We start from the raw sequence: 24,049 nt of genomic DNA on the forward strand, positions 1-24,049 counted from the left end.
TACCCTACGAGGAACTGGAAATTCTATAGCGACGGGCTGAAGTGGCGCGGGGCGTTCCTCATCTAGCTGGACCGGCACATGTCTTGGCTGGCTCCGAAATGCGGCCAGCCGAGGCGACCGCCAGTGTTCTCCGACACGGCCATCCTGTTCTGTCTGATGGTGAAGGTGTTCTTCGGCCTGTTCCGCCGGCAAACGACGGATATGGTTTCGAGAATACTCAAAATAGCAAGGCTGAACTGTCCGGCACACGACTTTTACAGGCTCAGCCGGTGCCAGAAGACGATCATCGTCCGTCTCTCGTTCCGCCGGCCTCAGGCATCCCTGGACCTCCTGTTGGACCGCTCCCGCATCAAGTTTCTCGACGACGGCGAGTGGCTGGTCAAAAAGCACGGAACGCACCACCACCGCCAATACCGCAAGGTCCATCTGGCCATGGATACCGCAACTGGAGACATCCCGGCAGTGGAGTTCACCTCTAGCCGAAAGTGCTAAAGCCTTGTGCTGTCCGAACTCCTGAACTAGATTCCGAGTGAAGTGGAAATCGTCACCATAACAGGCGATCTTGGCGCGTGGCGGTGCGGGAGTCATTCCCATTCGCAAGAACGGCCGCCTTTGTAAGGAAGGCTACCCGGCTTCGCTCGCCAGGAACTACACCCTGTCGGCCACGCGGTACCTCGGACGGACGATCAGGATGCGGTGGTCCGGCTATCATGTCGCAGCAGGATCGAAGCCCGGATGACAAACCTGAAGCCCTCCGACGACCGGATCGCGCCAAGGGATACCGATCATCAGACCGCTGAGATCCAACGCTTGGCCTGACCTTAGCTACCGAAAGCGGGATCACGTCCTGACGTCGACTTCTGCAACAACGCTCTTGCATAACTAGTTGTCGATCTCTGCGTCCCATGTATTGGATGTCATGGGCCGAAGAGATAGCGAACGGCGATCAATTTTTTGCGTAGCCGTTTTCGGAAGGTTTTTTGTTATTTCGACGTAGCGTGGGATCATGTATTTTGGCAGTTCCGCACGACAGTACTCGACGAGTGCGGCAGGATCGACAATTGCCCCCTCTTGGAGCGCAATGAAGACCTTGATGTCGTCTTCCGAGAGTTCGCTTGGTACGCCGACTGCAGCGGTCTCTTGGACAAGCGGATGTTGGTTGAGAGCATTTTCAACGTCAGTTGCCGCAATGTTTTCGCCCCGACGCCGAATTACCTCTGATCCGCGAGAATGAAAATAAAGGTAACCTTCGGAATCCAGTTGCCCGATGTCCCCGGTATGGAACCAGCCACCCCGGAGAGCCTTCTGTGTGGCTTCAGGCATTTCGAAATATTCGTTCATGATTAGCCCTTCTTCATGCGATCGGATTAGGATTTCCCCTGCTTGTCCTGCTGGCAGAGAGTGTCCCTCGCTGTCGGCAATACAAATTTCATATTCGGGAATCACACGACCGCAAGAACCTGCACGGCGCGGAAGGTCAAGAGGCTGATACGCGGGTAAACCGGCGTCTGTCATTCCGTAGACCTCAATTAGGGGAAATCCAAAACGCGCTTGCCATCGCGGTTCGCATGTTGGCATCGGGACCCCCCAAGCCAAACGAACCTTGTGATTCTTGTCATCTTTGGTTGGCGCTTGTTTCCATAAAATATTGGCTGTTGCCCCCATAAAATTGAATACCGTAGCTTCGCAGGCGCGGACTTCGCTCCAGAAGCGTGAGGCTGAGAACCGCGAGCTAAGTGCCGCTGTTCCGCCTATAGCCAGCGCGGCTCCGACCGTGAGCGTTGCAGCATCGATGTGAAATAGGGGAAACGGGGTGAAGAGGACGTCGGTGCTGGCCAAATCCAAATAGCGACAGTGGATCTCCCCGGCTCGCACAAGATAGCGGTGAGAGAGAGCGCAGGCTTTGGGCACGCCTGTCGAGCCCGACGTGAAAAGGAGCGTTGCCGTTGCAAGTTGATCGACAACGCACTGTGTGGGTGCGTAGGAACCTTCGAGTGCCGAAAGTGGTTCAATATCGAGTGTCGATTTGCGTTTCTTGTACGGTCCGTCGCTATAAACAAACACCGAAATAGGGTCACTACCTGCTTCCTGCAACGCGTTTTCCGTGAGTTCGACAAACTCCGCGTCCGTAATCACAAACTTCGGTTTCACCTGTCGCAAAGACCGAGCGAGTAACTCCATCGACAGTCCCGCATTCAGAGGAACGTGGATGCCACCCACCCGGATCGTCGCCAACCAAACCAAGACTTGTTCGATACTGTTGGACATGACAAGGGCAACACGGTCACCAGGGCGAATGCCGCGTTCCTGCAGACCGGCCGCAAATCGATCCACAAGAGCGCTTGCCGAGCCGTAGTCAATTGCGCAGTCCGGCGTCCTGAGAAAATCCTTCCGAGGTGTATCTGACGCCTGTCTTTCCAGAAGGTTCCAAAGCGTAGGGTAATGGGTCTGACCGGTCATGGCAGTCACTCGCTAATTTGAAAGGTCAGTGGAACTACGACGGTTCCTTTTGCCACCACGGCAAGGATCGGGTCAGTTAACACTTCGGCGCAGCCCGCTCCTCTTTCAGGGATCGCGCGGGAGACGACCCAAGTACTGAAAGAGAGCGATCGACTGCGGCGGCCAATCGCCTCGACATCTACCTTCACCTCAAGCACGTCGCCGCCGCGGACCGGTGCATGGAACGTCACCTCGCTATACGAGGCGAAGAGGCCTTCGTGACCGTCCATCTGGATGCTCAAGTCCGTCGCAATATCGCTGTATTGACCGAGCAGGAAGCCGCCATCGACCAGATTGCCATCATAATGGGCCTTTCCAAAATCGATATAACGGCGATGGGACAGCGACATACCAACATGGGCGCTCGTGTTTGTAGTGGTTTTTAAAGTCATCGTATCTCCTCCAAAGCACCTGAAAGATGCATTTACCCGTGTTTGTTGAGACCTCGAAGCGCAAGGTTGGCCCGCTTCTCGCTAAGACCCGCCGCGCGACCCAACTTGAGCTCGGTGTCGGTCCGCAGCCTGCCGCAAGAATTTACTTTGTTGAATTACAAAGTTTCAAATGTTACTTTAAAGATCATGCAACTAAAATCGAAGCCACACATTAGGCAGATCTCCTCAGTTGATCTAAAGTTACTGTACATTTTCAAAGCAGTAGCGGATTGTGGAGGGTTGTCAGCAGCCGAGTCAGAGCTCAACCTGGCACTTTCAACGATAAGTCGGCATCTGACCGACCTGGAGCAGAGATTAGGATTAGAGCTCTGCCGACGCGGTCGCTCCGGTTTTCTGCTGACTGTAGAAGGAACGAAGGTATACCAAGCAACGATAGAGTTGTTGGCGGCAACCGAGTCTTTTCGGAGAACTGTCTACGACATGCACCAGAGTATGCAGGGAGAACTGAATGTCGGAATTTTCGAGAACACCTCTACCAATCCGGAATCTCGCATACCAGAGGCTCTGGCTCGGTTTCACGAGGTTGCTCCGAATGTAGAGTTGAGGCTCCACGTAGCTGGTATCACAACTCTCGAACAAGGGGTATTGAATGGTCAATTTCAGCTAGCGGTTCTACCTACTAATCGTCAGCACGATAGCATCTTTTACGATGAATTGTTTGACGAAGAGATGATACTTTGTGTGGGCACCAGACATCCCTGGTTCGAAGCGGACCACAGCAATCTTGATTGGGATGATTTGCGTCACCAGAAACTTGCCGCGTTGGATTACCTTTCGCCGAGCATGATGCTTGCGCACGACCATGGGCTGATAAGAAGCGCAAGTGGGTCAGATCAGGAAGCTGTGTTGGTCATGATACTCTCGGGTCGTTTCGTTGGATTTCTTCCAAGTCACTTAATATCGTACCTAGTTCAATCCGAAAAGCTTAAGGGAGTTTCAAAAGAAAAGTTCAATTATAAAGCGAAATACTATTGCGCTAGGCGACGCTCGCCCCAGATGACACGTGTCGTCTCGGCGTTCCACGAAGCGCTGCTTTCAGTTCACAAGAGTAATTAATTGTGTAAATGTTTCCCGCTTATCCACCAAAGAAAGTGACGGCATCGGCACGGGAGTGTCATGAACTTTGTGTATCTGGTCTGGCCCATGCGGGTTTTAAATACAGTCACGCATTGAAGCGATCCTCGAACATTATGGCGAAATGATTGCGAGCTGCGCATTTCGCATGCGAGCCGCAAACCATTCTCGAACGTTCCGGCCGCCTCTCTCAAAGTTTCGGATCGCCAAGTAAATCAGCTTGGTTGCAGCGTCTTCGGTTGGGAACGATCCCCGTGAGGTAAACCACACCCCGACCAGCGTGATCGCCAGCCCGAGGAACATGGTCATGGTCAAGGGTTCCCAGAACGTAAGCATTCGGCGAAGGCCGTGGGCGCACCGTATTGATCAGAGGCGTTTGGGTGCGGCTTTTGGTTTGCGCGGCTTCGGGGCCCATTTTTTGGCGAGCGCTCGAAGTTATCGAGGATGCGACCGATCTCTGTCTCATCCGGGTCGAACTGTCCCCCCATACCACACCAGCATCTGATCGTGTTCTTCGTGCTTGGGGTCGGCCATGGCTTCAAGAAAGTCAGCGTAGCCGGAGAAGCCGCCCACATCCTCCGGAGGGCAAGCTCCGATGGCCCTTACCAGGCGTGGATCTGCGACACCCGCCATAGACCCATCGATTTTCTCGATCTTGATCACGTGGTGCCAGTTGTCGCCAAAGTCATAGGTGTAATGGATGGTCTTGGTTCCCACATCTTCGGTCACGTCAAGCAGGCTGGTTTTGCTGGCGGGCATCGGGCCATCGTAAAAACCATCTGGGTCTGGTACGCCCCAGCCGCTGCCGCCGGCCTTGAACTCATACAGGTGACTGTCGGTCCATCCCATGGCAGCCTGGATCACATCATGCAGGCGGTTCAGCTTGATCTTGAGGGGCACATCAAAGCGTCGAAGCACCTGAGGCTCGACATCGGACAATGTGACCTTGATGCGCGCGACCAGCGTCATGCAGCAATCCTCTTCAATCCCATGGCGGCCTTCCAATTCCAGGGTAACAGCTCTGGCAAGCGTGACACAGGCATCTCGGGCAGTCGCGCCGTCTTTGCGCCACCACGCGCCAGTGGCGGCACTGTGGTACCGTCACCATGCAAACGGCCAGCATTCAGCACGTGGCACGCGATCAACGTATGAATGGGGGTCAGCGCCACACAGGCATGGCCGATCAACTGTGGCTAAGAAGTTCCTCGATCCGGCACCCAGTCTTCAGGGTTCGAAAGAAGGTCTCGATCTTCCAGTGCAACGCGTACCAATCGAGCTTGTGGACGGCGTCGGCATGGGTCGTAACCGGCAGGTTCGTGATCAGCTTCCAGAAGACAGGCGCTCTGCCTTCTGGCGGATTGAGTTCCTCGGCATGGATTATCTGGAGGTTCTGATGCCGGTATTTCTTCTGCTTCCCGATCGGGGGCCGAACAGTCATGGTCGCTTGTTTGACAGACAGCACGGCGCAATGATCCTTGCCCTGCGCGTCGCGGAACCGGACCTCATGCGTGCCACTGGATTGCACTTCAGCCATCACTTTGGCGATGGTCGTTCCGCCATCCTCCGCCAAACGCTCGACGCAGCTACGCACGAGGAACCCCGTCCCGAGCTCGTCGGCCAGGCAGTAGAGTTCATAGATGTCGCTTTCCCGATCACCGATATGCACACAGCGCTCAGGTGCCCCAGTTAATTCGGTGGACAGGCGCAAATTGTCGAGCCAACGCATGCTTTCTCTTCAATAGGCACACGGGTCGGGTTGATCTTGCGTTTAAGAGCGGCGGTCCCCGGCCCTCTTTCATTTTGCGTCCAGTGGATATCTTCTTGAACCCGACCTTCTCCGGAGCGAACCGTTTGAAGGTGAATTCCGTGGTGTCCTGTAAGATCAGAATGGTACCGTTGGTGGCCTCGAAGCGCAAGCCAGTGGCGGCGAAATGACCCTCAAGAAACTTGTCTTCGCTGACATTCTCATTTGAAAAGAAACGGTATGCCGCCTTGGTGTTCGACCAGTCTCGGAACGCCGTGGCCAGCGATTTTCCCGGACGATCTCCAAGGGCCGCGAGCATTGCTTCGAGCCGCCCGTTCAGTCGAACATCTCCCAGATCACATCTGGCAGTTTCCGTCCCCACCCAATTCTGTCCCATATCTGCACTTCATTCATTCGGTGCCACATGACGAATCATGATCGGGGCTGCGCGGGCAAGAGCAAGATTGATGGGTGAATCAATTCGCCGCACCAAACTTATGGGTAACTGCAAGTCCAATCACGCGGTTACCGCGCAGATCATGTCCCATAGCGTGGTGTACCTTGCGGCTAGCCGGGCGCTTTCGACGGGCCGAGCTGATCAGTCCGTCTGAGTTGCATACAGGCTGATGATGGGATCATCGCAGACCGGTGTCAAGGTTTCCAGATGTCGTCATGGGGCGGCCAGGTTCTGATACTCTGGCGCTTTCACATCTCAGTGGAGGATGACAAGATTTTCGTTGGTATCGACGTTTCGCTCGCGAGTTCAGCAGTCTGCGTACTCGACGAACGTGGGCAGATCCTGAAGCAAGCGCAGATCGTAAGCGAACCTGAAGCTTACATCTCGTTCTTAAGTGATCTGCCATGGCCCATAGAAGCGATCGGCCTCGAGCCCGGACCACTGTCACAATGGCTCCATCGTGGCTTGCAAGAGGCAGGCTTCGAGCTCATTCTGATGGAAACGCGCCAGGTAAAGGCGGTCTTAAAGGCGATGCCCGTCAAGACCGACCGACGCGATGCCGAGGGTATCGCGCGGCTGCTGCGCATGGGCTGGTTCAGGCCGGTCCATTGCAAATCGGTTTCGGCGCAAGAGATGCGCGCTCTTCTCAGTGCTCGCAAGGCGGTTCAGAAAGCGTTGCTGGATATCGAGCAATCGCTCCGGGGAGTGTTGCGCAACTTCGGGCTGAAGCTCGGTCCTGTCAGCAAAATCCGCTACGAAGAGCGGATCCGAGAACTGGTAGCAGGAAACTCTGCTTTGGAGGCTGCATCTGCAGCGATCTTGAGGGCCCGAGCAGTACTGCGTAGTGAACTTTCTGCTTTCGAGCGTCGGGTCCTCGCACTCGCACGTCATGACGATGCCTGTAGGCTAATGATGACCATGCCTGGCGTCGGCGCCGTAGTCGCGCTGACGGTTCGGTCGGCGATTGATGATCCAAGGCGATTCCACTCGTCGCGCGATATCGGCCCATGGGCCGGTCTGACACCGCGGAGAGAGCAGTCTGGCGAACGAGACGTTTCTGGTCGGATCACAAAAGCGGGTGATGCATCATTGCGAACTGCGTGGTTCAACGCGGCAACCGTACTGATGCACCGAGCAAGACCGTGCTGGCTCAAGGCGTGGGGATTACAGGTCGCCAAGCGCCGGGGGCAGAAACGCGCCACCGTGGCGGTCGCAGGACGCATCGGAGTTGTGCTGCACCGCATGTGGCTGGATGGCACGGAGTTCTGCATGAAGCGGTGTTCAAAACGAAGCCCCAGGTACAGCGGCTACCGCCTGACCTTGCGACACGATCGGAAAGAGGAGGTACAACAGCTCCTGGCAGGATTCAGCCTGCCAAGACGAGGTCCCCACCGGGACGCGGTTCCTGGCAACGCCGGATATGACGCCGCCGCCGAGCAATCCGTTCGAGCGCGTTTTCCAGATAGGCATCCAGGAACCGATCTCACCGACATCATGTAGGTGGCCCTGCATGCCAACCACGGACGGAAGCATGACACCGGCGTGAGGGCTGAGATTGCAAGCTTCGTTGCTGCCGAAGGAGTATAGAGCAATATGGACGACCTTACGGGGCGTGCGACGCGGGCTGCGCTCCGAGATTTACGGTCTCCGCGCCCCCGCGTCTCATATGCTGCAGCCATACTGGTGGATCGCAGCGGAATTTTTGCGCCGATTCCGGCTTGACCACTAAAGCCCCATGACGGAAGCGTCATGTAGCGCGCACGCTGCACAGTCCACTCCTCGGTCTGCTCCATGAGGATGGCGCCGACGAGCCGACGTATGGCAGCCTCATTTGGAAAGATCCCGACGATGTCTGTCCTGCGCTTGATCTCGCCGTTCAAACGTTCAATCGGATTCGTCGAATGCAACTTCGTCCGATGCTGATAGGGAAAGGTCATGTAAGCGAGCACGTCCTCCTCGGCATCATCTATCAACCCAGAGAGCCTGGGCAGCTTGCCCCGCATCTGGTCTGCGACGTTGCGCCATTGGGCTTTCGTCGCCGCATGGTCCGGATGTGCGAAGGCGGTGGCGATAAAGGCGGAGACGACGCGTCGGTTGCTCTTGCCCGCATGCGCAAGAGCGTTCCTCTGGAAATGCACCCGACAACGCTGCCAGCTCGTGTTCAGCACGCGTGCCACTGAGGCCTTGATGTCCTCATGGGCATCGCTGATGACCAGCTTCACACCACATAGCCCGCGCCGCACCAGATCGCGCAGGAATTCCGTCCAGAAGGTTTCGGCCTCGGACGGGCCGATGGACATGCCCAGCACCTCTCTGCGGCCGTCTGTATTGACGCCGACGGCGATGGTGACGGCAACGGAGACGATACGCCCGCCCTGACGAACCTTGAGATAAGTCGCATCAATCCACAGATAGGGCCATTCGCCATCAATCGGACAGGTGAAAAATGCATCAACCCGCTCATCAATCTCTTCGCACAGGCGGCTAACCTGGCTCTTCGAGATGCCGGTACCGCCCATTGCCTGCACGAGATCGTCCATGGAACGGATTGAGACGCCATGGACATAAGCTTCTTGAATAACCGCGCTCAATGCCTTCTCTGTCGCCCGCCGCGGCTCCAGGAAAGAAGGAAAATAGCTGCCGGTGCGCAGCTACGGGATCCGCAGTTCCACGTTCCCGGCCCGCGTCTGCCAATCGCGTTCGCGGAAGCCGTTTCTCTGCGCCTTCCGCTCCGGCGTCTTCTGATGATAGTCGGCACAGGTTTTCGCACCAACCTCCAATTCCATCAGCCTTTCGGCGGCAAAACCGATCATATCTCGATGAAGATCGGCATCCGCGCTCTTATCGACAAGCTCTTTCAGGTCCATCATAGGTTTGGTCATCGGGGTCTTCCTTCGGTTCAGGTTGATGTTCGCAACCCGACCTCACCGAAAATTCACCGATGACCACCGCGTCTTTGATGACGTCCTACGGCGCCTCATGAAGGGCGCGGACGCCACCAAAGGCGCTACCAGAAGTTACACCTCTCCCTGGGACATGACCACCGCGCACCTATATAGTCGCTCACCTTTCCTGCCGTTACGAACGCATTGAGTGGGTGTCCCCGGCTATCGCAGATTGCATGCAGTTTGGTGTTCATGCCGCCTTTGGTCCGTCCGAACAGACGTTCGCGCCCCCCTTTTTGACGCCTAAACTGGACGCTGTACGGTGAGCCTTCAGGTAGGTAGCATCAATCATTACGGTATTTTTTCGCTGTGTCCGGCGGCCAGTCCCAACATGATCTTTGCGAAGATGCCTTTGTCACTCCAGCGCGTCCAATGGTTATAAGGCGTCTCGTGGGGGCCGTAAGCACAGCGTTTTTCTTTCAACATTCAAAAATATTTCGAACTGTTAGCGCAATAAAATTGCGCTGCGCTTGCAAGCCAACATGCAGCTCGCTAGAAACCTTACCTAACGTAAACTTGAGTACCTAAGATGAGCTTTTCTGCACCCACAAAGACCTTAACTGCCGCCGACATTCTTGCGCGCAAAGGCACAACTCCTTTGGTGTGCCTAACCGCTTATACCACCCCGGTGGCAAAGATGGCTGATGGTCATTGCGACCTCATCCTCATTGGAGACAGTGTAGGCATGGTGCTGCACGGCCTCTCCTCAACTCTTAATGTGACAATGGAGATGATGACCCTGCACGGACGAGCAGTGGCTCGCGGGGTCGAACGAGCAATGATGGTTATCGATTTGCCATTCGGCAGTTACGAAGAGGGTCCGGCTCAAGCATTTCGCAACGCGGCACAACTCATGGCAGATACTGGCGCCAGCGCCGTAAAGCTTGAAGGCGGGCAGCACATGGCAGAAACCATCCGGTTTTTAGCCGAACGCGGCATTCCCGTAATGGCGCATATCGGACTCACGCCACAGGCGGTGAACTCCTTTGGAGGGTATAAGGTGCAGGGCCGCGGCACGGACGCTACTCGGGTCCTGGAAGACGCGAAGTCAGTTGCTGACGCCGGTGCATTTGCGGTTGTCCTAGAGAAAGTGCCTGCCAGCCTAGCCGATGACATCACTGCCAAGGTCCCAATTCCGACAATCGGTATTGGCGCTTCAGCAGGATGTGACGGCCAGATCCTCGTAATAGATGACATGCTTGGCTTATTTGACGCCTTTAAGCCGAAGTTCGTAAAGCGTTACGCTCATCTCGCCGCCGACGCCTCAGCGGCAATTGAGACCTACGCCTCTGAAGTGCGCTCTCGCACCTTTCCTTCCGCCGATCACATTTTTACAAAATAGAGAGCATCCCCATGAGGATCATTCGTCAAAAGGCTAAGTTGCAAGCCCAAACCCGGGATTGGCGCCGTAGCGGCGAGACGATCGGCGTTGTGCTCACGATGGGTGCGCTACATGACGGCCATTTAAGCCTTGTCAGAGCCGCCCTCGCCCGCGCCGACCGGGTGATCGTGACGGTTTTTGTGAACCCGCGTCAGTTTAACAATCCAGAAGATTTGGAAAATTATCCCAGAACCGAAGAGAGCGATGCTCGCACCTTGGCCCCGCTGAAAATTGACACGCTTTACGTGCCGGCTCCGGAGGAAATCTATCCTTCGGGGTTCTCCACCACGGTCTCGGTGTCTGGAGTTAGCGATGGGCTATGCGGCGGCGACCGGCCGGGACATTTTGATGGCGTGGCTACCGTGGTAACAAAACTGCTTTTGCAAACCGATGCGGATTATACCTTCTTTGGGGATAAGGACTATCAACAGCTCCAGGTAGTACGCCGGGTAGCGAACGATCTTGATCTCAAAACCGAGATTGTAGCATGCCCAACGGTCCGCGAGGAGGATGGTCTCGCTATGTCCTCACGCAATCTGCGGCTTGGCAGCGGAGCACGTGCCACGGCCCCGGTTCTCGGGCGCGTGTTGGAGAGTGCGGCTAACGTCATCGGCCGCGGTGGCAACGTTTCTCAAGCTTTGGAGACCGCGCATCAAGCTCTCCTTGTCGCTGGTTTTGACAAGGTCGACTATTTTGAAGTGCGCAGCGATCCCGGCTTGCTCGCCATAGAGACAGCTGATCAGCCCGCGCGTCTGTTCGCAGCCGCGTGGCTGAATGGGGTGCGGCTGATCGACAACCTGCCTATCCCAGTGCTGACCCAGACAACAAATTCTGCGCAGCTGTGTGAGCCTGCCTGAATTGCGATCAAGCATCACGCTCTGAGCTCTGCCCTAGCTCGCTTTATCAAATTTGCTATTGCGGGCCTAGAAGTTCATGCCAAAGGGGTTGCTTCAACACTTCTCTTTCTTGGAGGTCTCAGAATGAAATTTTGTAGGAACGTACCATGCTCAAACTGCTGCATGTAGATGACGATGCGGATATTCTGGAGGTGGCGAAGATGTCCTTAGAGCTTTCAGGGGGCTTTGAAACCGTCGGTTGCCTATCCGGAGAAGAAGCGCTCACAATTGCCCCGGACTACATGCCAGATGTCCTGCTACTGGATGTCATGATGCCGGGGATGTCAGGACCGGAAACATTGGAACGGCTACGCGAATTCCCAAGTCTAGAAGATGTACCCGCCATTTTTATGACGGCCCGCGTAGGCGCGGCGAGTGAAGCGGAGCTATTTAGTCTAGGAGCAAAAGAAATCATACCAAAACCGTTCGACCCAATGGCTCTTGGTCGCCAGATTTTGGATGTTTTGAAGCGGTGACCCATGTGACAAAAGCCGCTCATGATCGAAACCGGTCATCGATCAGTTTGAGATTCATTCCTCAGCCAGCGAACCAGTCAGGGTGGTCGTGCGTGATTTCCAAGTTCTGAGCCAAGCTAAAACACTTAGCGCCTCCTTCCATATCGGAAGGACACCCATGTGTTATGCTCCGCGGCCCGGAACGGCACCGGCCTTTTCGGGTCATTGCAGCCTCTGGGGCATCCCTGAGGGCACCACCCGGGCAGAAAAGCTAGCATGGGTATTGCAGGAAAAACCAACACCAAATAGGCCCTTCGTGATCCAAATAACTGCATGAATACAGATTGATGAAGAAGCTTAGAAAATGAAAACTATCGTTATTTCCCAAGTCCATCCTGTCGAACGCGCTCAGCCCGAGACCGCGCAAGAGCTCGCCAAGGCCCTCGCGGCCGGGGGCATTGATCTAGATGAACTCCAGGACGATATGGCCGCAGAAGACATTACAAATGCGGCAATGGAGATTATAATGATAATGAGGTGTTCGACGCCTTCGTTGAGTATAATGACGCGGACGTTGAGCACTATCGGGTCGGGGAAGTAATCTGCGTCTACTGGAAAATGGGTGGATACCTAAAATGTGGTGCCGCTCAGAAGCGAAAAGTGACGGCATCTCCCTGCCCTCGCATGTGGCTGGCTCAGGCACCCTCGATCGGCATCGTCAACTTATCGGATCTTGCCGAAAAGGAGCCACACTCCCCTGGTCAAGCGGCCTTCAACTCACATGTGATGTCGTCCCAAATGATGTGAGCATCTGAGCGAGATTGTCGATAGGCCGGAGCGGACAGTTTGTGGCGGCGAGGGCGAAATACGGTTTGGACTTGATCGTGGACAGACAAAAAGAGCTGTGCTTGGCCGGGCGATTTGAAGCGGGCCATGATCTTTTCTCGGCGCCGCGTCGGTCGATGCGAGCCTTCAGATCTGTTGTTTAAGCCTTTATGCCTTCGGTGCTCGATACCGGGAGCGAGGCTTTTCAAAGCCGCACTATAGCTGCCGAGCTTATCCGTTATCACAACGCGCGGTCGCCCATATTGTTTGAATAGTTTGCGGAAGAAACGTTTCGCGGCGCGCGTATTGCGCCGAGATTGCACCAGAACATCAAGAACGTCACCCTTGCTGTCGATCGCGCGCCAAAGCCAGAACTTACGCCCGCGGATAGGAATAACCACTCCATCAAGGTGCCATTTATCAGATGGTGCGGGCCGATCCCGCCTGATGGTCGCGGCATAGTTTGTGCCAAATTTTCCAACCCACTTCCGGATCGTTTCGTAGCTTACGATGATGCCCCGCGCGGCAAGTAGATCCTCGACATCGCGTAGGCTCAAGGGAAACCGAAAATAAGACCAGACCGCATAGGCAATGATCTCAGGCGGGAAACGGTGGCCTTTGAAGGCGCCGGAATGTTTGGCTTTTGTCATGTCGGTCGGTACGATTTCAGGTCACGCCCCGCAAGTTGACGATGCCGTCTGGCACTTAGACGAAGTCGTTGTAAGATCGCGGGCCAGGCATACTGGCTCTGCCGCGGTCGACCAACACGGCTTCGTGCTTGACGAAATCCTCCAATCGCGGCGAGACAAGCGCGCCATAAAGCGGCTTTTGGTCAAGCTAATGAGACGTTGGGGCTTCGAGCCAAAAAGGATCATTACGGACAAACTGCGCTCATATGGGGCTGCCAAGCGCGAGGTCGCGCCTGGCCTAGATCATTGGTCCCACAAGGGGCTCAATAACTGCGCCGAGAACAGCCACTTGCCCTTCCGAAAACGAGAGCGGGTGATGCAAGGCTTCCGATCGCCGGGTGGATTACAACGCTTCGTATCTATGCAGTCCGCAACCCGCAATCGTTTCTCTGTCCCAGCCCGCCGCCGCTCTGCCCTCACCATCCGCTACAACCGGCTCGAAGCGTTCAAGGCTTACAAGACAGCGGCAAATGTTGCCTGATCTGCAACCGACTTGCCAACTCAGTGAGTTAACGTGACAACACCCTCTTGGTTCCTATCCATCCGATAGGGCGTGGGGTCAGGATTGCCGTGAAGGGATCATGACTGAGCTCAGCGGGAAGCGTGTCTCCGAAATGCAATGTTTCCTTCGTCACGGCCTGAAGTGTCGATATATGTGCGAAGGTATACTATATGATTGACCAATGAAGCCTTATTTTGCTCTACCTCGGAGAATATCCACGAAGACGGACACACGCCTTACACCCTTCATTGCAGGGCTGTAATATGCATAGATCTGGTCTGGCGGTGGCATGAAATCCGCTAAGACCTGCTCCATTGGAACAATGGCACGTGCCGCCCGAAACATATCATCTGTGATGTAGCAAAGCCCGGCATGCCGTGTCAGAAGGCCCACCGCCATGGCAAAGTCGGTCACTGTCAGTCCTTCTGGCGGATCAATACGTACCATTTGTCCATTCTGAACGAATTCCCAGCGGTAGTGATTTTCGCTGTCGGGCCAAGTGCGGCGAATGCAACGGAAATTCAGGACGTCGCGAGGCTCATCGGGACGCCCGTTCGCATCGAGGTATTTTGAAGACCCGGCGACCAACCAAGGCGTTGGTCGTGAGACCGGCACCGCGATCATCTCTGGCGAGATATATTGGCCGATATGAATGCCGATATCCGTGCCATCCCTCAGGATATCGGTGGCACCCTCACGGCTGTCGATTTCGACCCGAACATTGGGATACATATCTGCGAACTCCGCCAATGCCGAGAGAAGAACCGGCTCCACTGCTAGATTCTGAACGGAAATGCGCAGTACGCCCGATAGCGCCGTCTTCAGTGATGAAAGCTCCTCCATTGTATCTTCCAGCAGATGCAGCGAGGAATTGAATCGATCAAATAGGAGCCGCCCGGCAGGTGTGAATTCGACAAATCGTGTCGTGCGGTGAAACAGCTGTTGGTCCAGTCGCGCCTCAAGTTGCTTTACGGACGCGCTTACTGCAGCGGGCGAAACTCCTTTGATCTCGGCTGCCTTGCGGAAACTTTTGGTTTGCCCAACCAGCAAGAATTCGTGCATTCCCTTAAAAATATCTCGCGCGCTCATTGCCAACCTCTGCTTCATTCTGAATCAAGATAAAGACGAATTGTTTTTCAATCAATGGAGTGGAATCCTCAGCGAAACTGCAAGGAGGACAAAAGCATGTTGTCGAATTCACTCGCAACCCGTGACATCCAAAGCCAAATACATCCCCAGACGAATCTTGACCTGCACGAAAAGTCTGGCCCCCTGATCATGGCTTCGGGCGATGGCGCAATCGTCACTGACGACACAGGAAAAACGTACATCGAGGGCATGTCCGGCTTGTGGTGCACGGCCCTTGGGCTGAAAGAAGACCGATTGGCCAAGGCTGCCGCCAAGCAGTTCGATATCTTGCCTTATTACCAGAACTTCGCTCATCGTGGCACTGAACCGGCTATCGACCTGGCTGCCAAACTCCTCGAAATCTCTCCAGTCTCAATGTCGAAAGTTTTGTTCCAGAGTTCAGGCTCTGAAGCGAACGACACAGCTGTCAAGCTAATTTGGTATCACTTCGCGGCACAGGGGCGCCCTGAAAAACGTAAGATTATCTCGCGCCAGCGTGGCTATCACGGAACATCAATCGCTTCGGCCAGCATCACCGGGCTGCCGCATCTTCACACCGATTGGAACCTACCGCTGGACGGGTTTCTACAGGTTACTTGCCCACATTTCTATCGAGAAGGCCTCCCGGGAGAAGCCGAGGAAGCCTTCTCGACCCGACTCGCGCAGGAGATCGAAGACCTGATCCTCGCTGAGGGGCCGGAAACGGTTGCGGCATTCTTCGCCGAACCGGCCATGGGGACCGGCGGCGTCATTCTTCCTCCCGTGGGGTACTTCGAGAAGGTGCAGGCGGTACTCGACAAGTACCAAGTACTCATGGTCGCCGACGAGGTGATCACCGGGTTCGGCAGAACCGGATCATGGTGGGGTAGTGAGACATTTGGACTAAAGCCCGATCTCATCACCTGCGCGAAGGCCCTAACGGCGGCATACATGCCGCTATCCGCCATTCTGATTTCAGAGTCCATTTATCAGTCCATGCTCGAACAGAGCCGCAAGATCGGTGTTTTCGGACACGGCTACACCTATGGTGCACATCCCGTCGCCTGCGCTGTGGCAAATGAGGCGCTGCGCATCTATGACGAAGACGGCGTCATAGATGGGGTGGCCGTGCTTGGCGCGCGGATGGAAAGTGTGCTGGCACCGCTGCGCGACCATCCGCTGGTTGGAGAGGTCCGCGGAGTGGGTCTCATGTGGGGCATCGAGTTCGTCTCCGACAAGGAGGGCCGTACGCCCTTCCCGGCAGAGGCCGGCGTTCCTGCCAAAGTCCAAGACGCCGCCTTCCGGCTCGGTCTGATTTGCCGAGCACTTGGCACCGCCATCGCTCTGGCCCCGCCTCTGATCGTCAAACCTGAACAAGTTGACGAGATCGGAAGGATCATGGCCAAGGCAATCGACGAGGTGTACGCAGCACTTTAACGTTTTCGCCAGCGCGGCGGTAGATTTATACCGTCGTGCGGCTTCTTTTTGTGTACTGAACCCCCGCAGAATTAGATTATTTTTGTTACTTTTTTAACTGACCCCGGTCATTTACAATGCTATAGATATAATCTGAGTAGGGACTGCCCGAGGTATTCAATCGGCATGTGCTGGAATTTCTGAACGACGAAAAGTGAGTTTCGCCGCACGTTCGGCTCGGCTAATGACAACTTTCCTATGCACGTCCGCGAATTGTCGGAGAGCACGGTGCTGTTAACTAATAGGCTAGACGCCATAGCGCGGCCCAGTCGACACACTCCGACAATTCAACGACTCCAAGCAATGTGATAGTTCCGTCCGAAGGTGATCTTTTCGGTAAAAAGTGCGGAAGGACTTAAACGCGTTTTTTAATCCGGACCGTGACGGACCCCCGTTTTCTCGTGGATCTCTTTAGCAAATTGCAAAGCGGCTGGCGCGTTCAAGCACACTTTGCACTTGCCTCCAATGATCAAGCTTGCCCCTTTGTCCACATGTGTCGTGGCTGAACTGAATGCAGGGGCATCAGAACACCATGCACCACCAGAAAAGGTTAAAAAGTCTTCGAGAGTCTCAATGCGGATCAAACATCGCAAATCCAGAACAAGTGTCTGTCAAAATGATCCTATATAGTTGACTTGGTATGCTTTGTGAGTGAGCATGCAATCAAACCTTTACTCAACCTTCAACAAGCGATTAAAAAAGGCGTCCAGATGAACAGACCGTCCACGGCAGAGAGCATTGCGCAACCACTCTTGGACGGAATCGGTGACGAAAGCTCGGACGTCCGGCATCTGTTTTCCTACAATCTTCAGAGGATGGCTGCCGTCTCCTCTCGAATAGCGACGCGGTACATGCTGGACGATTTCCAGCTGACAGTGCAGGAGTGGCGCGCACTCGCGGTGCTCGACTTTCTTGGCGATGCGCCGCTTTATATTGTTGCCCAGCGAGCCGGAATCCAGAAAAGCCAGACCAGCCGATTGATTACGGATCTGTCGAAACGGGGTTACATCCAACGCAAGCGCCACCCCAGTGACAAACGCAGCACATTGCTGTCGCTGACGGAGACCGGCAAGGATCTTGCCCAGCGGATCCTGGCCCAGTCGCGCGTCCGTAACCGGAGGATGCTGGAAAGTCTGAATGACGAGGAGCGCAGGCATTTGATGCTGCTGCTCGGCAAGGCGATGAAGTCGTCGTTCCGGTATCTCGAAGAACTGAAGCAAGGCGATACGAACACCTACGATGCACCAACCGAACCGGCGAGCTTCTTCGAGGAGTTCTAGCCTGTCAGGCCATCGAGGAATCTTGTCAGGTTGGTGCCGAGTTCATCGGTTGGATAGCCGCCTTCCTGGATTATCGCCGTCGGGTATGCAACCCGGCTCATTTCTCCGAGGCGCGCAAAGTCATCGGTTCGAAGCGACATGCAGGCGAAGGGATCGCGGGCAAACGCATCCAGGCCAAGCGCAATGACAAGGAAATCCGGATCGAAGGCCGCAATCGCGGACCGCGCGCGTTCCATGGCCTCCTGCCATGCAGCGATCCCAGACATCAATGCAAGCGGCAGGTTGAAATTCTTTCCCACGCCGGCACCGATGCCGGTTTCGTCGGCATAGCCGCTGTAGAATGGATAGAGATCCTCGGGCGCGCCATGCAGCGATATAGTCAAGACGTCCTCGCGGTCATAGAAAATGGCCTGCGTCCCGTTGCCGTGATGCACGTCCAGATCAAGGATCGCGACCCGCCGGCCTTCGGAAACAGCCATCTGTGCGGCGAGCGCCGAATTGTTGAGGTAACAAAAGCCGCCCGCCAGATCGCGCGTGGCGTGATGCCCTGGGGGACGGCAAAGACCGTAGGCGACTTCGCCGGTCCGCAATACGTGATCGGCTGCCGCCAGTGCGGACATCGCCGACGCCCTGGCGGCCGACCAGGTGTCCGCCATCAATACGCAGCTTGCGTCGGCCTGATAATACCCCGCCCGTCCGAGGATATCGCGTGGCACGCGCGCCCGCGTCCTCACGGGATGTGCGCTCGCGCGCATTTCAGGTCCGTTGCCGTCGTTGCGCGACCATTCCTCGAAACCCTTGCGCAGGAAGTCCAGGTACTGCTCATCGTGCAGCGGGGCCAGGCATGACTCCGGGAAGTCCCCCGGCGCAGTAACGTCGACCTTGGCGTCACGCAGCGCCTCCAGCAACCGCTCCGCGCGTTCCGGCGTTTCGACCGTGGGCCGCAGTTCGCCCCCCGACAACCGCGTCCGTGGCCGGTGCAAGAGCTGGTCGGGATTGAAGAAAGCCCGCATCAGGCGACCGCGCGCGGAAGCGCGTCCAATGCCCGCGCATAGTCCGACGCGATTTCGGCTACCACCGCTGCCGCAGGCATCAACCGGTCCACGAGGCCGGAGCTTTGACCGGCTTCCATCTTGCCCTCGACCACGTCGCCATCGAACGCGGCCATCTTCAGGCTGGACGCCAGGAACACCGCCTTCCGGGTCTCGATGTCAACCCCCCTACCTTCGAGGTCCAGCATGCGGTCGGTGAACCTGTTTCCGATCGCGCGGATCATGCCGAGCCCGCCGCCCACGGTCCGAGTGTCAGACACGCCAGCGCCCAGAACGGCCAGCTTGTAGCCCTCGGAAATGTTCGCTTCCGGGGTCGCCATGAACCGCGTCCCGAAATTGGCTGCGCCCGCGCCCAGAGACAGCGCCGCCAGAAGACCGCGGCCATCCGCAAAGCCACCCGAAGCAATCAGCGGGATACACCCGTCTGTGGCCTTCGCGACAGAGCGCACGAGGACGAGGGTCGAAACCAGCGACGGCGGCGGGTGCCCGCCAGCCTCACCGCCGACGATGACCAGACCGTCGACCCCGGCGTTCATGGCCTTGATGGCGTGCTCTTCCCCCGCCACCACATGAATGCACTTGGTTCCGATCGCCTTGAACCGTTCCAGATACTTCTTCGGCCCGCCCTGAGACGCGATGATCACAGGGATGCGCTTGGCCTCGAGCAGGTCCAGAACCTCTTCCGCGCCCTTTCGGTAGAGCGGCATGTTGACGGCAAAGGGCTTGTCCGTACCAGACTGGATTTCGTCGATGCATTGCTCCAGCGCCTCAATGTACATCGGCCCGGCGGCCAGAACGCCCAGCCCCCCTGCGCGGCTGACCGCAAGCGGCAGCGCGGTGCAGGACGAAGCCCAGGACATGCCCGCCTGCAGGATCGGCAAGTCGATCCCCAAAAGGCGCGTGACGTTTGTCTCTATTCGCATCAGGAAGCCTCGGATAGCAGTAAGATTGCATGTTCGGCCAGCTTGCTTTTCTGGATCTTCGAGCTTGCGGTCATGCCGATATCCTCGAAGCCTTCGATGAACCAGACATGGCGCGGAACCTTGAAGCCAGCCATGTTCTGCTTGGCCCAGACGCTGAGCGCATCGACGTCGAGATCGTGTCCGTCGTTGAGCACGATGAATGCCGCACAAACCTCGACAAGGCGCTCATCCGGCACGCCGACGACCTGCGCAAGCCGGATTGCCGGATGGCGATGCAAAAGGTCCTCGACTTCTTCCGGAGACACGTTCTCCCCGCCGACCCTGACGATGTTCTTCAAGCGCCCGAGAAACGCCAGCCGACCGTCGGCATCGAGCGCGCCCAGATCGCCGGTCGACAACCAGCCATCCGTGCTCAGGGTTTCGGCCGTCTTCTCCGGCATCTCGAAATAGGCCGCCATGACCGACCAGCCGCGCACTTGAATTTCGCCCCGCTCGCCCGGCCCTGTTACTTCGCCGGACTGCGGGTCGATGATCCGGACGTCGAGCCCGGGTTGGGGTAGCATCAGGCCTTGTGTCCTGACCTCTTCCGATTCCCACCAGCAGGACTGCGCGATATTGGGCGAGGCTTCGGACAACCCGTAGCCCGCCACGCATTCGCTGGCGCCAAGTTCAGAGACGACCCTTTTCAGAACCGCTTGTGAGCCGGCGACCCAGCCGCCTCGCAGAGACAGTTTGCGGCGCGGTCGATCCGGATGGTTGAGCAGCATGAGCGCCATCGTGTCGTTGCCGGAGAAATGCGTGCAACGCTCGGCTTCCATCAGGGCGAGCGCTTCGGCGGCCTCAAAGCGCTCCATGGTCACAAGAGTCACTGCATGCTGCAGGCACGCCATGATCGACAGGGAGGTTCCTGCCACATGGAAGAAAGGTCGCGCGGAATGGAACCGGTCCCCTGCCCGCAGGCCCATGCGCTGCGCCGAAGCGAATCCATTGGTCAGCAGGCTGTGCTGGCGCAGCATGACGCCCTTCGGAAACCCCGTGCTGCCCGACGTGTACTGGATCAGGACGACATCTTCGGAAGAAGACATGCCGGGGGCCTCGTCAGAATCGGCTCTCTCGAAATCGCTCCAGCTCTGTGCCCATGGTGCCCCGGCGGCGCCATTCAGGACAACGGTTTGCAGCTCCGGAAGGTCAGCGCATGGCAGGGGCTCCTCCCCCAGGATTTCGCCCAGAATAGCGGTGAAATCGCTGCTGAGAAGACGGTCCGCCGCAAAAAGGACTTTCGCACGTGATTGCCGCAGGCAATAGGCGATTTCGGTCGCTCGCAGGCGCGTGTTCACCGGCACGGTTACCGCGCCGATGGTCGCCAGGGCCAGGAAAAGACTGTGGAACTGCGCCCCGTTGCCAAGGCAGATCGCGACGTGGTCGCCACGCCGCACGCCGAGCGTGTCTAGCGCACCGCGCAGCCTTCTGACATCATCGGACAGTTCCGCATAGGTCTTGCGGCCGTCTGGCGCGACGATGGCTTCGACATTGGGCGCAAGCGCACAGGCGCGTGCCAGCGCCTCGCAGACAGTCACCGTGCAGAGCAGTCCTTCACGGATGGATAGTACATCAGCCATTCCCGACCTCGCTGTTGAAACGTTCGACGCCCGCGCGCCAATTGCTCTGGCTCAGGACCTGGCGGATCGCGCTCAATTCGATCTCGATGCCGGATGCCAAGTCGGTCCGGCTGCCATGGTCCACGGCCTGTTTTGTCAATTGCATGGCAAGGTGAGGCGCCTGCGCCACTTTCGCGGCGATCTCGCGGGCCTGTTCAAGAAACCCGTCCGCGGGCAGGATCCGGGCGACCAGACCGCGCGCGTACGCTTCCGCGACACCCAGCTTGCGGCCCGTGAACAGCAATTCCTTCGCACTCGAAACACCAATCACGCGCTGGAGCCGCTGGGTCGCCCCGACCGTACCCCATTGTGGTTCGGGGAACAGGAAGGTCGCCTTGTCCGAGGCGACAATGAAGTCGCTGGCCATGGCGATCTCACCGCCAGAGCCGACCACGTGGCCGTGGACCGCGCAAACCACCGGCAGAGGGCAGGTTTCGATCGACATGTAGGCTTTGAACGCAGCTTGCCGCCGCGCAATCACCCAGGCTTCATCCCGCCCGTCGCGCTCCTTGAGATCGGCCCCCGCGCAGAAGACCGTTCCCTCCGAGCGCAATAGCACCGCGCGGATGTCTTCGCCCATGTTGAATCCCGAGAACACATCGAAGAGAGCGTGGCATAGCTCCAGGTTTACGGCGTTGCGCGCCTCTGGCCGGTTGATGATGACTTCACAAACGGCATCTCGCCGTTCCACCTTCACGAGGTCGGTTTTCCTAGTCATTCAACCACTCCTTTTTCTCTCAGTTCTGACAGTCTCGCCTCATCGACCCCAAGCGATTGCAATACCGCATCGGTGTCGGCCCCCAGCTTCGGCGGCGCAAGGAACGCGACCGGGTCGTAGCCCGAGAACCGCCCCGGCGTTGCAAGGCACTGGGTTACGCCCCGATCCGGATCGTCGAAACCGCCGACCATGCCACGGAACTGCGTATGCGGATCCGAGAGAATCTCGGGAACCGTATTCACCTCGCCCGCGGGAACCCCGGCTGCCCGGAGAGCTTCGGCAAGGTCTCTCCGCCCGCAGGAAATGATAGCGTTCTGAAGCAGTGACATGACCTCATCACGCCGTTCCACGCGCCTTGCATTCGTCGCCATCCAATCCGGCGCATCGAGGTCCAGCACCTCGCAAATCGCAGCCCAGTGCTGATCGCTACCCGAGATGAAAATCCACTGATCGTCCCGGCATTCGAATGCGGCGCTCGGGACACGCCCGAGGTGCTCGGTGCCGGTTCGCGTGGGTTGAAGCCCTTGGGCAAACCACCACATAGCCGGCAGGCTCAACAGGCTGACCTGAACGTCCATCATGGCCAGATCGACATGGCAGCCGCGCCCGGTTTTGCCGCGTCCCACAAGCCCGGTCATGGTGGCAATGACGATCCAGAGGCCGGATGTCATGTCTGCGAAGGGCACACCAACCTTTGCAGGTGGGCCATCCGGATGCCCGGTCAGATCGACAACGCCGGACAGTGCCTGGAATACGGTGTCATACCCCTTGCGATCCTTGTAAGGTCCGGTCTGCCCGAAACCGGTGTTCGAGATATAGACGACCCCGGGATTGCGGGCGCTGATCGCATCATAGCCCAAGCCCAGCTTCTCCATGCCGCCAGGCAGGAAGTTTTCCACGATGACATCGGCTTGTGCGACCAGATCGAGGGCGATTTCGCGACCCTCCTCGCTTCTGAGGTCAATGGCCACAGATTTCTTGCCCCGATTGAACGCGCAGAAATAGGCGCTCTGCCCCCCCTCGAAGGAAGGCTCGAAGGTGCGGGATTCATCGCCGGTGCCGGGGCGTTCGACCTTGATGACCTCCGCGCCCTGGTCGGCCATGATCTGCGTTGCCATCGGACCGGCCAGAACACGCGAGAAATCGACGACCTTGATACCATCCAGAGGTCTCATGAGTTCTGCGTCCGGAAGGAGCGCATTAGCGCGTTCGTGTCCCGCCCCACAGCCATTGCGGCATCGACAGGCAATTCGCCGACGCGATAGAAAAGCTGCTTGGTGGATGTCATCGCCCTCGGGTTGATTTCGGCCCAGGCAGTGGCGATCTCGACCGCCAAGGGCAGCGGATCCCCGTCGACCACGCGGTTAACGAGACCCAGCGCCTTCGCCTCGTCGGCGTCTATCAGGCGGCCGAGCGAAACCATCTCGAAGGCCGCCTTGCGACCCAATGCCCGCTGCAATCCCGTCATGACAAGCGCCGGAACGATTCCGTGCTTAGTTTCGGGGTAACCGAATTTCAGCCCCCGTGATGCCACGACCATATCGCATCCGAGGGCAATGCCCGCTCCGCCCCCGACGGTCGCGCCATGAATCGCGGCGACGACCGGGACGGGCGACTGGCTGGCAACAGATTGCAGCCGACAGGTCAGGTCCGCCCGTTCAAACACGCGCTCTGATTGCTCAGGCGTCAGGTCCTTGAACTCCGACAGGTCGGCCCCAGCACAAAAACCGCGCCCCTCGCCCCGAATGACGGCGGCGCGCACGGACGGAGCCTCCGCAAGGTCTTCAAGCGCCGTCAGCAATTGCCGGGTCAGCGCGGTGTTGAGCGCATTCAGCTTGTCGGGCCGGTTCATCGTGATGATACGGACCCCGTCGCGGTCTTCGATGTTCACCAATGTTTCAGTCATGTGATCTTCC

19 protein-coding genes and 6 pseudogenes are annotated in these 24,049 nt (G+C 57.3%); 9 read left to right on the forward strand and 16 right to left on the reverse strand.

Features of this window, described 5'->3' with window-relative positions:
- Positions 1–36 precede the first annotated feature (36 nt).
- Positions 37–804, forward strand: a pseudogene (locus J3456_RS16345) (IS5 family transposase); the annotation flags it as partial.
- Positions 805–882: 78 nt separating this feature from the next.
- On the opposite strand, the gene J3456_RS16350 reads toward J3456_RS16345, so the two are convergent.
- Both J3456_RS16350 and J3456_RS16355 read right to left on the reverse strand, forming a co-directional pair.
- Positions 883–2,460: an AMP-binding protein gene (locus tag J3456_RS16350; RefSeq protein WP_349581205.1), complete on the reverse strand. Its 1,578-nt coding sequence runs from the start codon at positions 2,458–2,460 to the stop codon at positions 883–885.
- Between the two features lie 5 nt (positions 2,461–2,465).
- Positions 2,466–2,891, reverse strand: a complete 426-nt coding sequence (locus J3456_RS16355; RefSeq protein WP_349581206.1) for a hotdog fold domain-containing protein — start codon at positions 2,889–2,891, stop codon at positions 2,466–2,468.
- A 150-nt stretch (positions 2,892–3,041) separates the two neighbouring features.
- Here J3456_RS16355 and J3456_RS16360 point away from each other — a divergent pair, with 150 nt between their 5' ends.
- Complete coding sequence (locus tag J3456_RS16360) at positions 3,042–4,007, forward strand: LysR family transcriptional regulator (RefSeq protein WP_349581207.1); 966 nt, start codon at positions 3,042–3,044, stop codon at positions 4,005–4,007.
- Positions 4,008–4,487: 480 nt separating this feature from the next.
- Here J3456_RS16360 and J3456_RS16365 read toward each other — a convergent pair whose 3' ends face one another.
- The 4 genes and pseudogenes from J3456_RS16365 to J3456_RS16375 form a co-directional block, all read right to left on the reverse strand.
- Positions 4,488–4,994 carry a plasmid pRiA4b ORF-3 family protein gene (locus J3456_RS16365; protein WP_349581208.1) on the reverse strand — a complete coding sequence of 169 codons (507 nt, stop codon included), beginning with the start codon at positions 4,992–4,994 and terminating at the stop codon, positions 4,488–4,490.
- A pseudogene (locus J3456_RS19460) lies at positions 4,991–5,212 on the reverse strand (hypothetical protein); the annotation flags it as partial. The pseudogene J3456_RS19460 and the gene J3456_RS16365, both read right to left, overlap by 4 nt.
- Entirely contained in the window at positions 5,209–5,751 is a 543-nt protein-coding gene (locus J3456_RS16370; protein ID WP_349581210.1) for a transposase, read from the reverse strand. The gene J3456_RS16370 and the pseudogene J3456_RS19460, both read right to left, overlap by 4 nt.
- On the reverse strand, positions 5,699–6,166 hold the full coding sequence (locus J3456_RS16375; RefSeq protein WP_349581211.1) for an IS4/Tn5 family transposase DNA-binding protein: 468 nt from the start codon (positions 6,164–6,166) through the stop codon (positions 5,699–5,701). The genes J3456_RS16370 and J3456_RS16375 overlap by 53 nt, the downstream gene beginning before the upstream one ends.
- A 333-nt stretch (positions 6,167–6,499) precedes the next feature.
- Between J3456_RS16375 and J3456_RS16380 the strand changes: the two are divergent.
- A pseudogene (locus J3456_RS16380) lies at positions 6,500–7,492 on the forward strand (IS110 family RNA-guided transposase); the annotation flags it as partial.
- A gap of 476 nt (positions 7,493–7,968) precedes the next feature.
- On the opposite strand, the pseudogene J3456_RS16385 reads toward J3456_RS16380, so the two are convergent.
- A pseudogene (locus tag J3456_RS16385) lies at positions 7,969–9,108 on the reverse strand (IS256 family transposase); the annotation flags it as partial.
- 164 nt (positions 9,109–9,272) lie between these two features.
- Positions 9,273–9,573: pseudogene (locus J3456_RS16390) on the reverse strand (transposase family protein); the annotation flags it as partial.
- Between the two features lie 127 nt (positions 9,574–9,700).
- On the opposite strand from J3456_RS16390, the gene panB reads away from it, so the two are divergent.
- The 3 genes from panB (at position 9,701) to J3456_RS16405 (ending at position 11,924) form a co-directional block, all read left to right on the forward strand.
- On the forward strand, positions 9,701–10,513 hold the full coding sequence (panB, locus tag J3456_RS16395; protein WP_349581212.1) for a 3-methyl-2-oxobutanoate hydroxymethyltransferase: 813 nt from the start codon (positions 9,701–9,703) through the stop codon (positions 10,511–10,513).
- 5 nt (positions 10,514–10,518) lie between these two features.
- Positions 10,519–11,409 (forward strand): pantoate--beta-alanine ligase, encoded by an 891-nt coding sequence (panC, locus tag J3456_RS16400; RefSeq protein ID WP_349581258.1) that lies wholly within the window; start codon positions 10,519–10,521, stop codon positions 11,407–11,409.
- A 146-nt stretch (positions 11,410–11,555) separates the two neighbouring features.
- Positions 11,556–11,924: a response regulator gene (locus J3456_RS16405; RefSeq protein WP_349581213.1), complete on the forward strand. Its 369-nt coding sequence runs from the start codon at positions 11,556–11,558 to the stop codon at positions 11,922–11,924.
- A 740-nt stretch (positions 11,925–12,664) separates the two neighbouring features.
- On the opposite strand, the gene J3456_RS16410 is transcribed toward J3456_RS16405, so the two are convergent.
- Positions 12,665–13,378 carry an IS6 family transposase gene (locus tag J3456_RS16410; protein ID WP_349581214.1) on the reverse strand — a complete coding sequence of 238 codons (714 nt, stop codon included), beginning with the start codon at positions 13,376–13,378 and terminating at the stop codon, positions 12,665–12,667.
- A gap of 46 nt (positions 13,379–13,424) precedes the next feature.
- Between J3456_RS16410 and J3456_RS16415 the strand changes: the two are divergent.
- A pseudogene (locus J3456_RS16415) lies at positions 13,425–13,898 on the forward strand (IS6 family transposase); the annotation flags it as partial.
- Positions 13,899–14,108: 210 nt separating this feature from the next.
- Here the strand turns inward: J3456_RS16415 and J3456_RS16420 are convergent.
- Positions 14,109–15,008 (reverse strand): LysR substrate-binding domain-containing protein, encoded by a 900-nt coding sequence (locus J3456_RS16420; protein ID WP_349581216.1) that lies wholly within the window; start codon positions 15,006–15,008, stop codon positions 14,109–14,111.
- Between the two features lie 96 nt (positions 15,009–15,104).
- Here J3456_RS16420 and J3456_RS16425 point away from each other — a divergent pair, with 96 nt between their 5' ends.
- Together J3456_RS16425 and J3456_RS16430 are read left to right on the forward strand one after the other, a co-directional pair.
- Positions 15,105–16,463, forward strand: coding sequence for an aminotransferase (locus tag J3456_RS16425; protein WP_349581217.1), 1,359 nt, complete (start codon positions 15,105–15,107; stop codon positions 16,461–16,463).
- An 890-nt stretch (positions 16,464–17,353) separates the two neighbouring features.
- Positions 17,354–17,782 carry a MarR family winged helix-turn-helix transcriptional regulator gene (locus tag J3456_RS16430; RefSeq protein ID WP_349581218.1) on the forward strand — a complete coding sequence of 143 codons (429 nt, stop codon included), beginning with the start codon at positions 17,354–17,356 and terminating at the stop codon, positions 17,780–17,782.
- On the opposite strand, the gene J3456_RS16435 is transcribed toward J3456_RS16430, so the two are convergent.
- Genes J3456_RS16435 through J3456_RS16460 form a run of 6 tightly spaced genes read right to left on the reverse strand, consistent with a single transcriptional unit; the run spans position 17,779 to position 24,039 of the window.
- Positions 17,779–18,795, reverse strand: a complete 1,017-nt coding sequence (locus J3456_RS16435) for a histone deacetylase family protein (RefSeq protein ID WP_349581219.1) — start codon at positions 18,793–18,795, stop codon at positions 17,779–17,781. The two genes, J3456_RS16430 and J3456_RS16435, sit on opposite strands and share 4 nt — an antisense overlap.
- Positions 18,795–19,757 (reverse strand): NAD(P)H-dependent flavin oxidoreductase, encoded by a 963-nt coding sequence (locus tag J3456_RS16440; protein ID WP_349581220.1) that lies wholly within the window; start codon positions 19,755–19,757, stop codon positions 18,795–18,797. Before J3456_RS16440 ends, J3456_RS16435 begins: the two co-directional genes overlap by 1 nt.
- Positions 19,757–21,376, reverse strand: coding sequence for an AMP-binding protein (locus tag J3456_RS16445; protein ID WP_349581222.1), 1,620 nt, complete (start codon positions 21,374–21,376; stop codon positions 19,757–19,759). Before J3456_RS16445 ends, J3456_RS16440 begins: the two co-directional genes overlap by 1 nt.
- Entirely contained in the window at positions 21,369–22,133 is a 765-nt protein-coding gene (locus J3456_RS16450) for an enoyl-CoA hydratase/isomerase family protein (protein WP_349581223.1), read from the reverse strand. The genes J3456_RS16445 and J3456_RS16450 overlap by 8 nt, the downstream gene beginning before the upstream one ends.
- The gene (locus J3456_RS16455; RefSeq protein WP_349581224.1) at positions 22,130–23,308 is read right to left on the reverse strand and encodes a CaiB/BaiF CoA transferase family protein; all 1,179 of its coding nucleotides are present in this window, start codon (positions 23,306–23,308) and stop codon (positions 22,130–22,132) included. The genes J3456_RS16450 and J3456_RS16455 overlap by 4 nt, the downstream gene beginning before the upstream one ends.
- Positions 23,305–24,039, reverse strand: coding sequence for an enoyl-CoA hydratase/isomerase family protein (locus J3456_RS16460; protein WP_349581225.1), 735 nt, complete (start codon positions 24,037–24,039; stop codon positions 23,305–23,307). Before J3456_RS16460 ends, J3456_RS16455 begins: the two co-directional genes overlap by 4 nt.
- Positions 24,040–24,049: the final 10 nt, after the last annotated feature.

The sequence above is a fragment of the Sulfitobacter sp. NFXS29 genome (assembly GCF_040148765.1).
GTDB lineage: Bacteria > Pseudomonadota > Alphaproteobacteria > Rhodobacterales > Rhodobacteraceae > Sulfitobacter.

Bases quoted from the DNA above. Each gene is read 5' to 3' on its own strand.
- J3456_RS16350 (WP_349581205.1), bottom strand. From the start codon at position 2,460: ATGACCGGTCAGACCCATTACCCTACGCTTTGGAACCTTCTGGAAAGA.
- J3456_RS16355 (WP_349581206.1), bottom strand. From the start codon at position 2,891: ATGACTTTAAAAACCACTACAAACACGAGCGCCCATGTTGGTATGTCG.
- J3456_RS16365 (WP_349581208.1), bottom strand. From the start codon at position 4,994: ATGACGCTGGTCGCGCGCATCAAGGTCACATTGTCCGATGTCGAGCCT.
- J3456_RS16370 (WP_349581210.1), bottom strand. From the start codon at position 5,751: ATGCGTTGGCTCGACAATTTGCGCCTGTCCACCGAATTAACTGGGGCA.
- J3456_RS16375 (WP_349581211.1), bottom strand. From the start codon at position 6,166: ATGGGACAGAATTGGGTGGGGACGGAAACTGCCAGATGTGATCTGGGA.
- panB (WP_349581212.1), top strand. From the start codon at position 9,701: ATGAGCTTTTCTGCACCCACAAAGACCTTAACTGCCGCCGACATTCTT.
- J3456_RS16405 (WP_349581213.1), top strand. From the start codon at position 11,556: ATGCTCAAACTGCTGCATGTAGATGACGATGCGGATATTCTGGAGGTG.
- J3456_RS16410 (WP_349581214.1), bottom strand. From the start codon at position 13,378: ATGACAAAAGCCAAACATTCCGGCGCCTTCAAAGGCCACCGTTTCCCG.
- J3456_RS16420 (WP_349581216.1), bottom strand. From the start codon at position 15,008: ATGAGCGCGCGAGATATTTTTAAGGGAATGCACGAATTCTTGCTGGTT.
- J3456_RS16425 (WP_349581217.1), top strand. From the start codon at position 15,105: ATGTTGTCGAATTCACTCGCAACCCGTGACATCCAAAGCCAAATACAT.
- J3456_RS16430 (WP_349581218.1), top strand. From the start codon at position 17,354: ATGCTGGACGATTTCCAGCTGACAGTGCAGGAGTGGCGCGCACTCGCG.
- J3456_RS16435 (WP_349581219.1), bottom strand. From the start codon at position 18,795: ATGCGGGCTTTCTTCAATCCCGACCAGCTCTTGCACCGGCCACGGACG.
- J3456_RS16440 (WP_349581220.1), bottom strand. From the start codon at position 19,757: ATGCGAATAGAGACAAACGTCACGCGCCTTTTGGGGATCGACTTGCCG.
- J3456_RS16445 (WP_349581222.1), bottom strand. From the start codon at position 21,376: ATGGCTGATGTACTATCCATCCGTGAAGGACTGCTCTGCACGGTGACT.
- J3456_RS16450 (WP_349581223.1), bottom strand. From the start codon at position 22,133: ATGACTAGGAAAACCGACCTCGTGAAGGTGGAACGGCGAGATGCCGTT.
- J3456_RS16455 (WP_349581224.1), bottom strand. From the start codon at position 23,308: ATGAGACCTCTGGATGGTATCAAGGTCGTCGATTTCTCGCGTGTTCTG.
- J3456_RS16460 (WP_349581225.1), bottom strand. From the start codon at position 24,039: ATGACTGAAACATTGGTGAACATCGAAGACCGCGACGGGGTCCGTATC.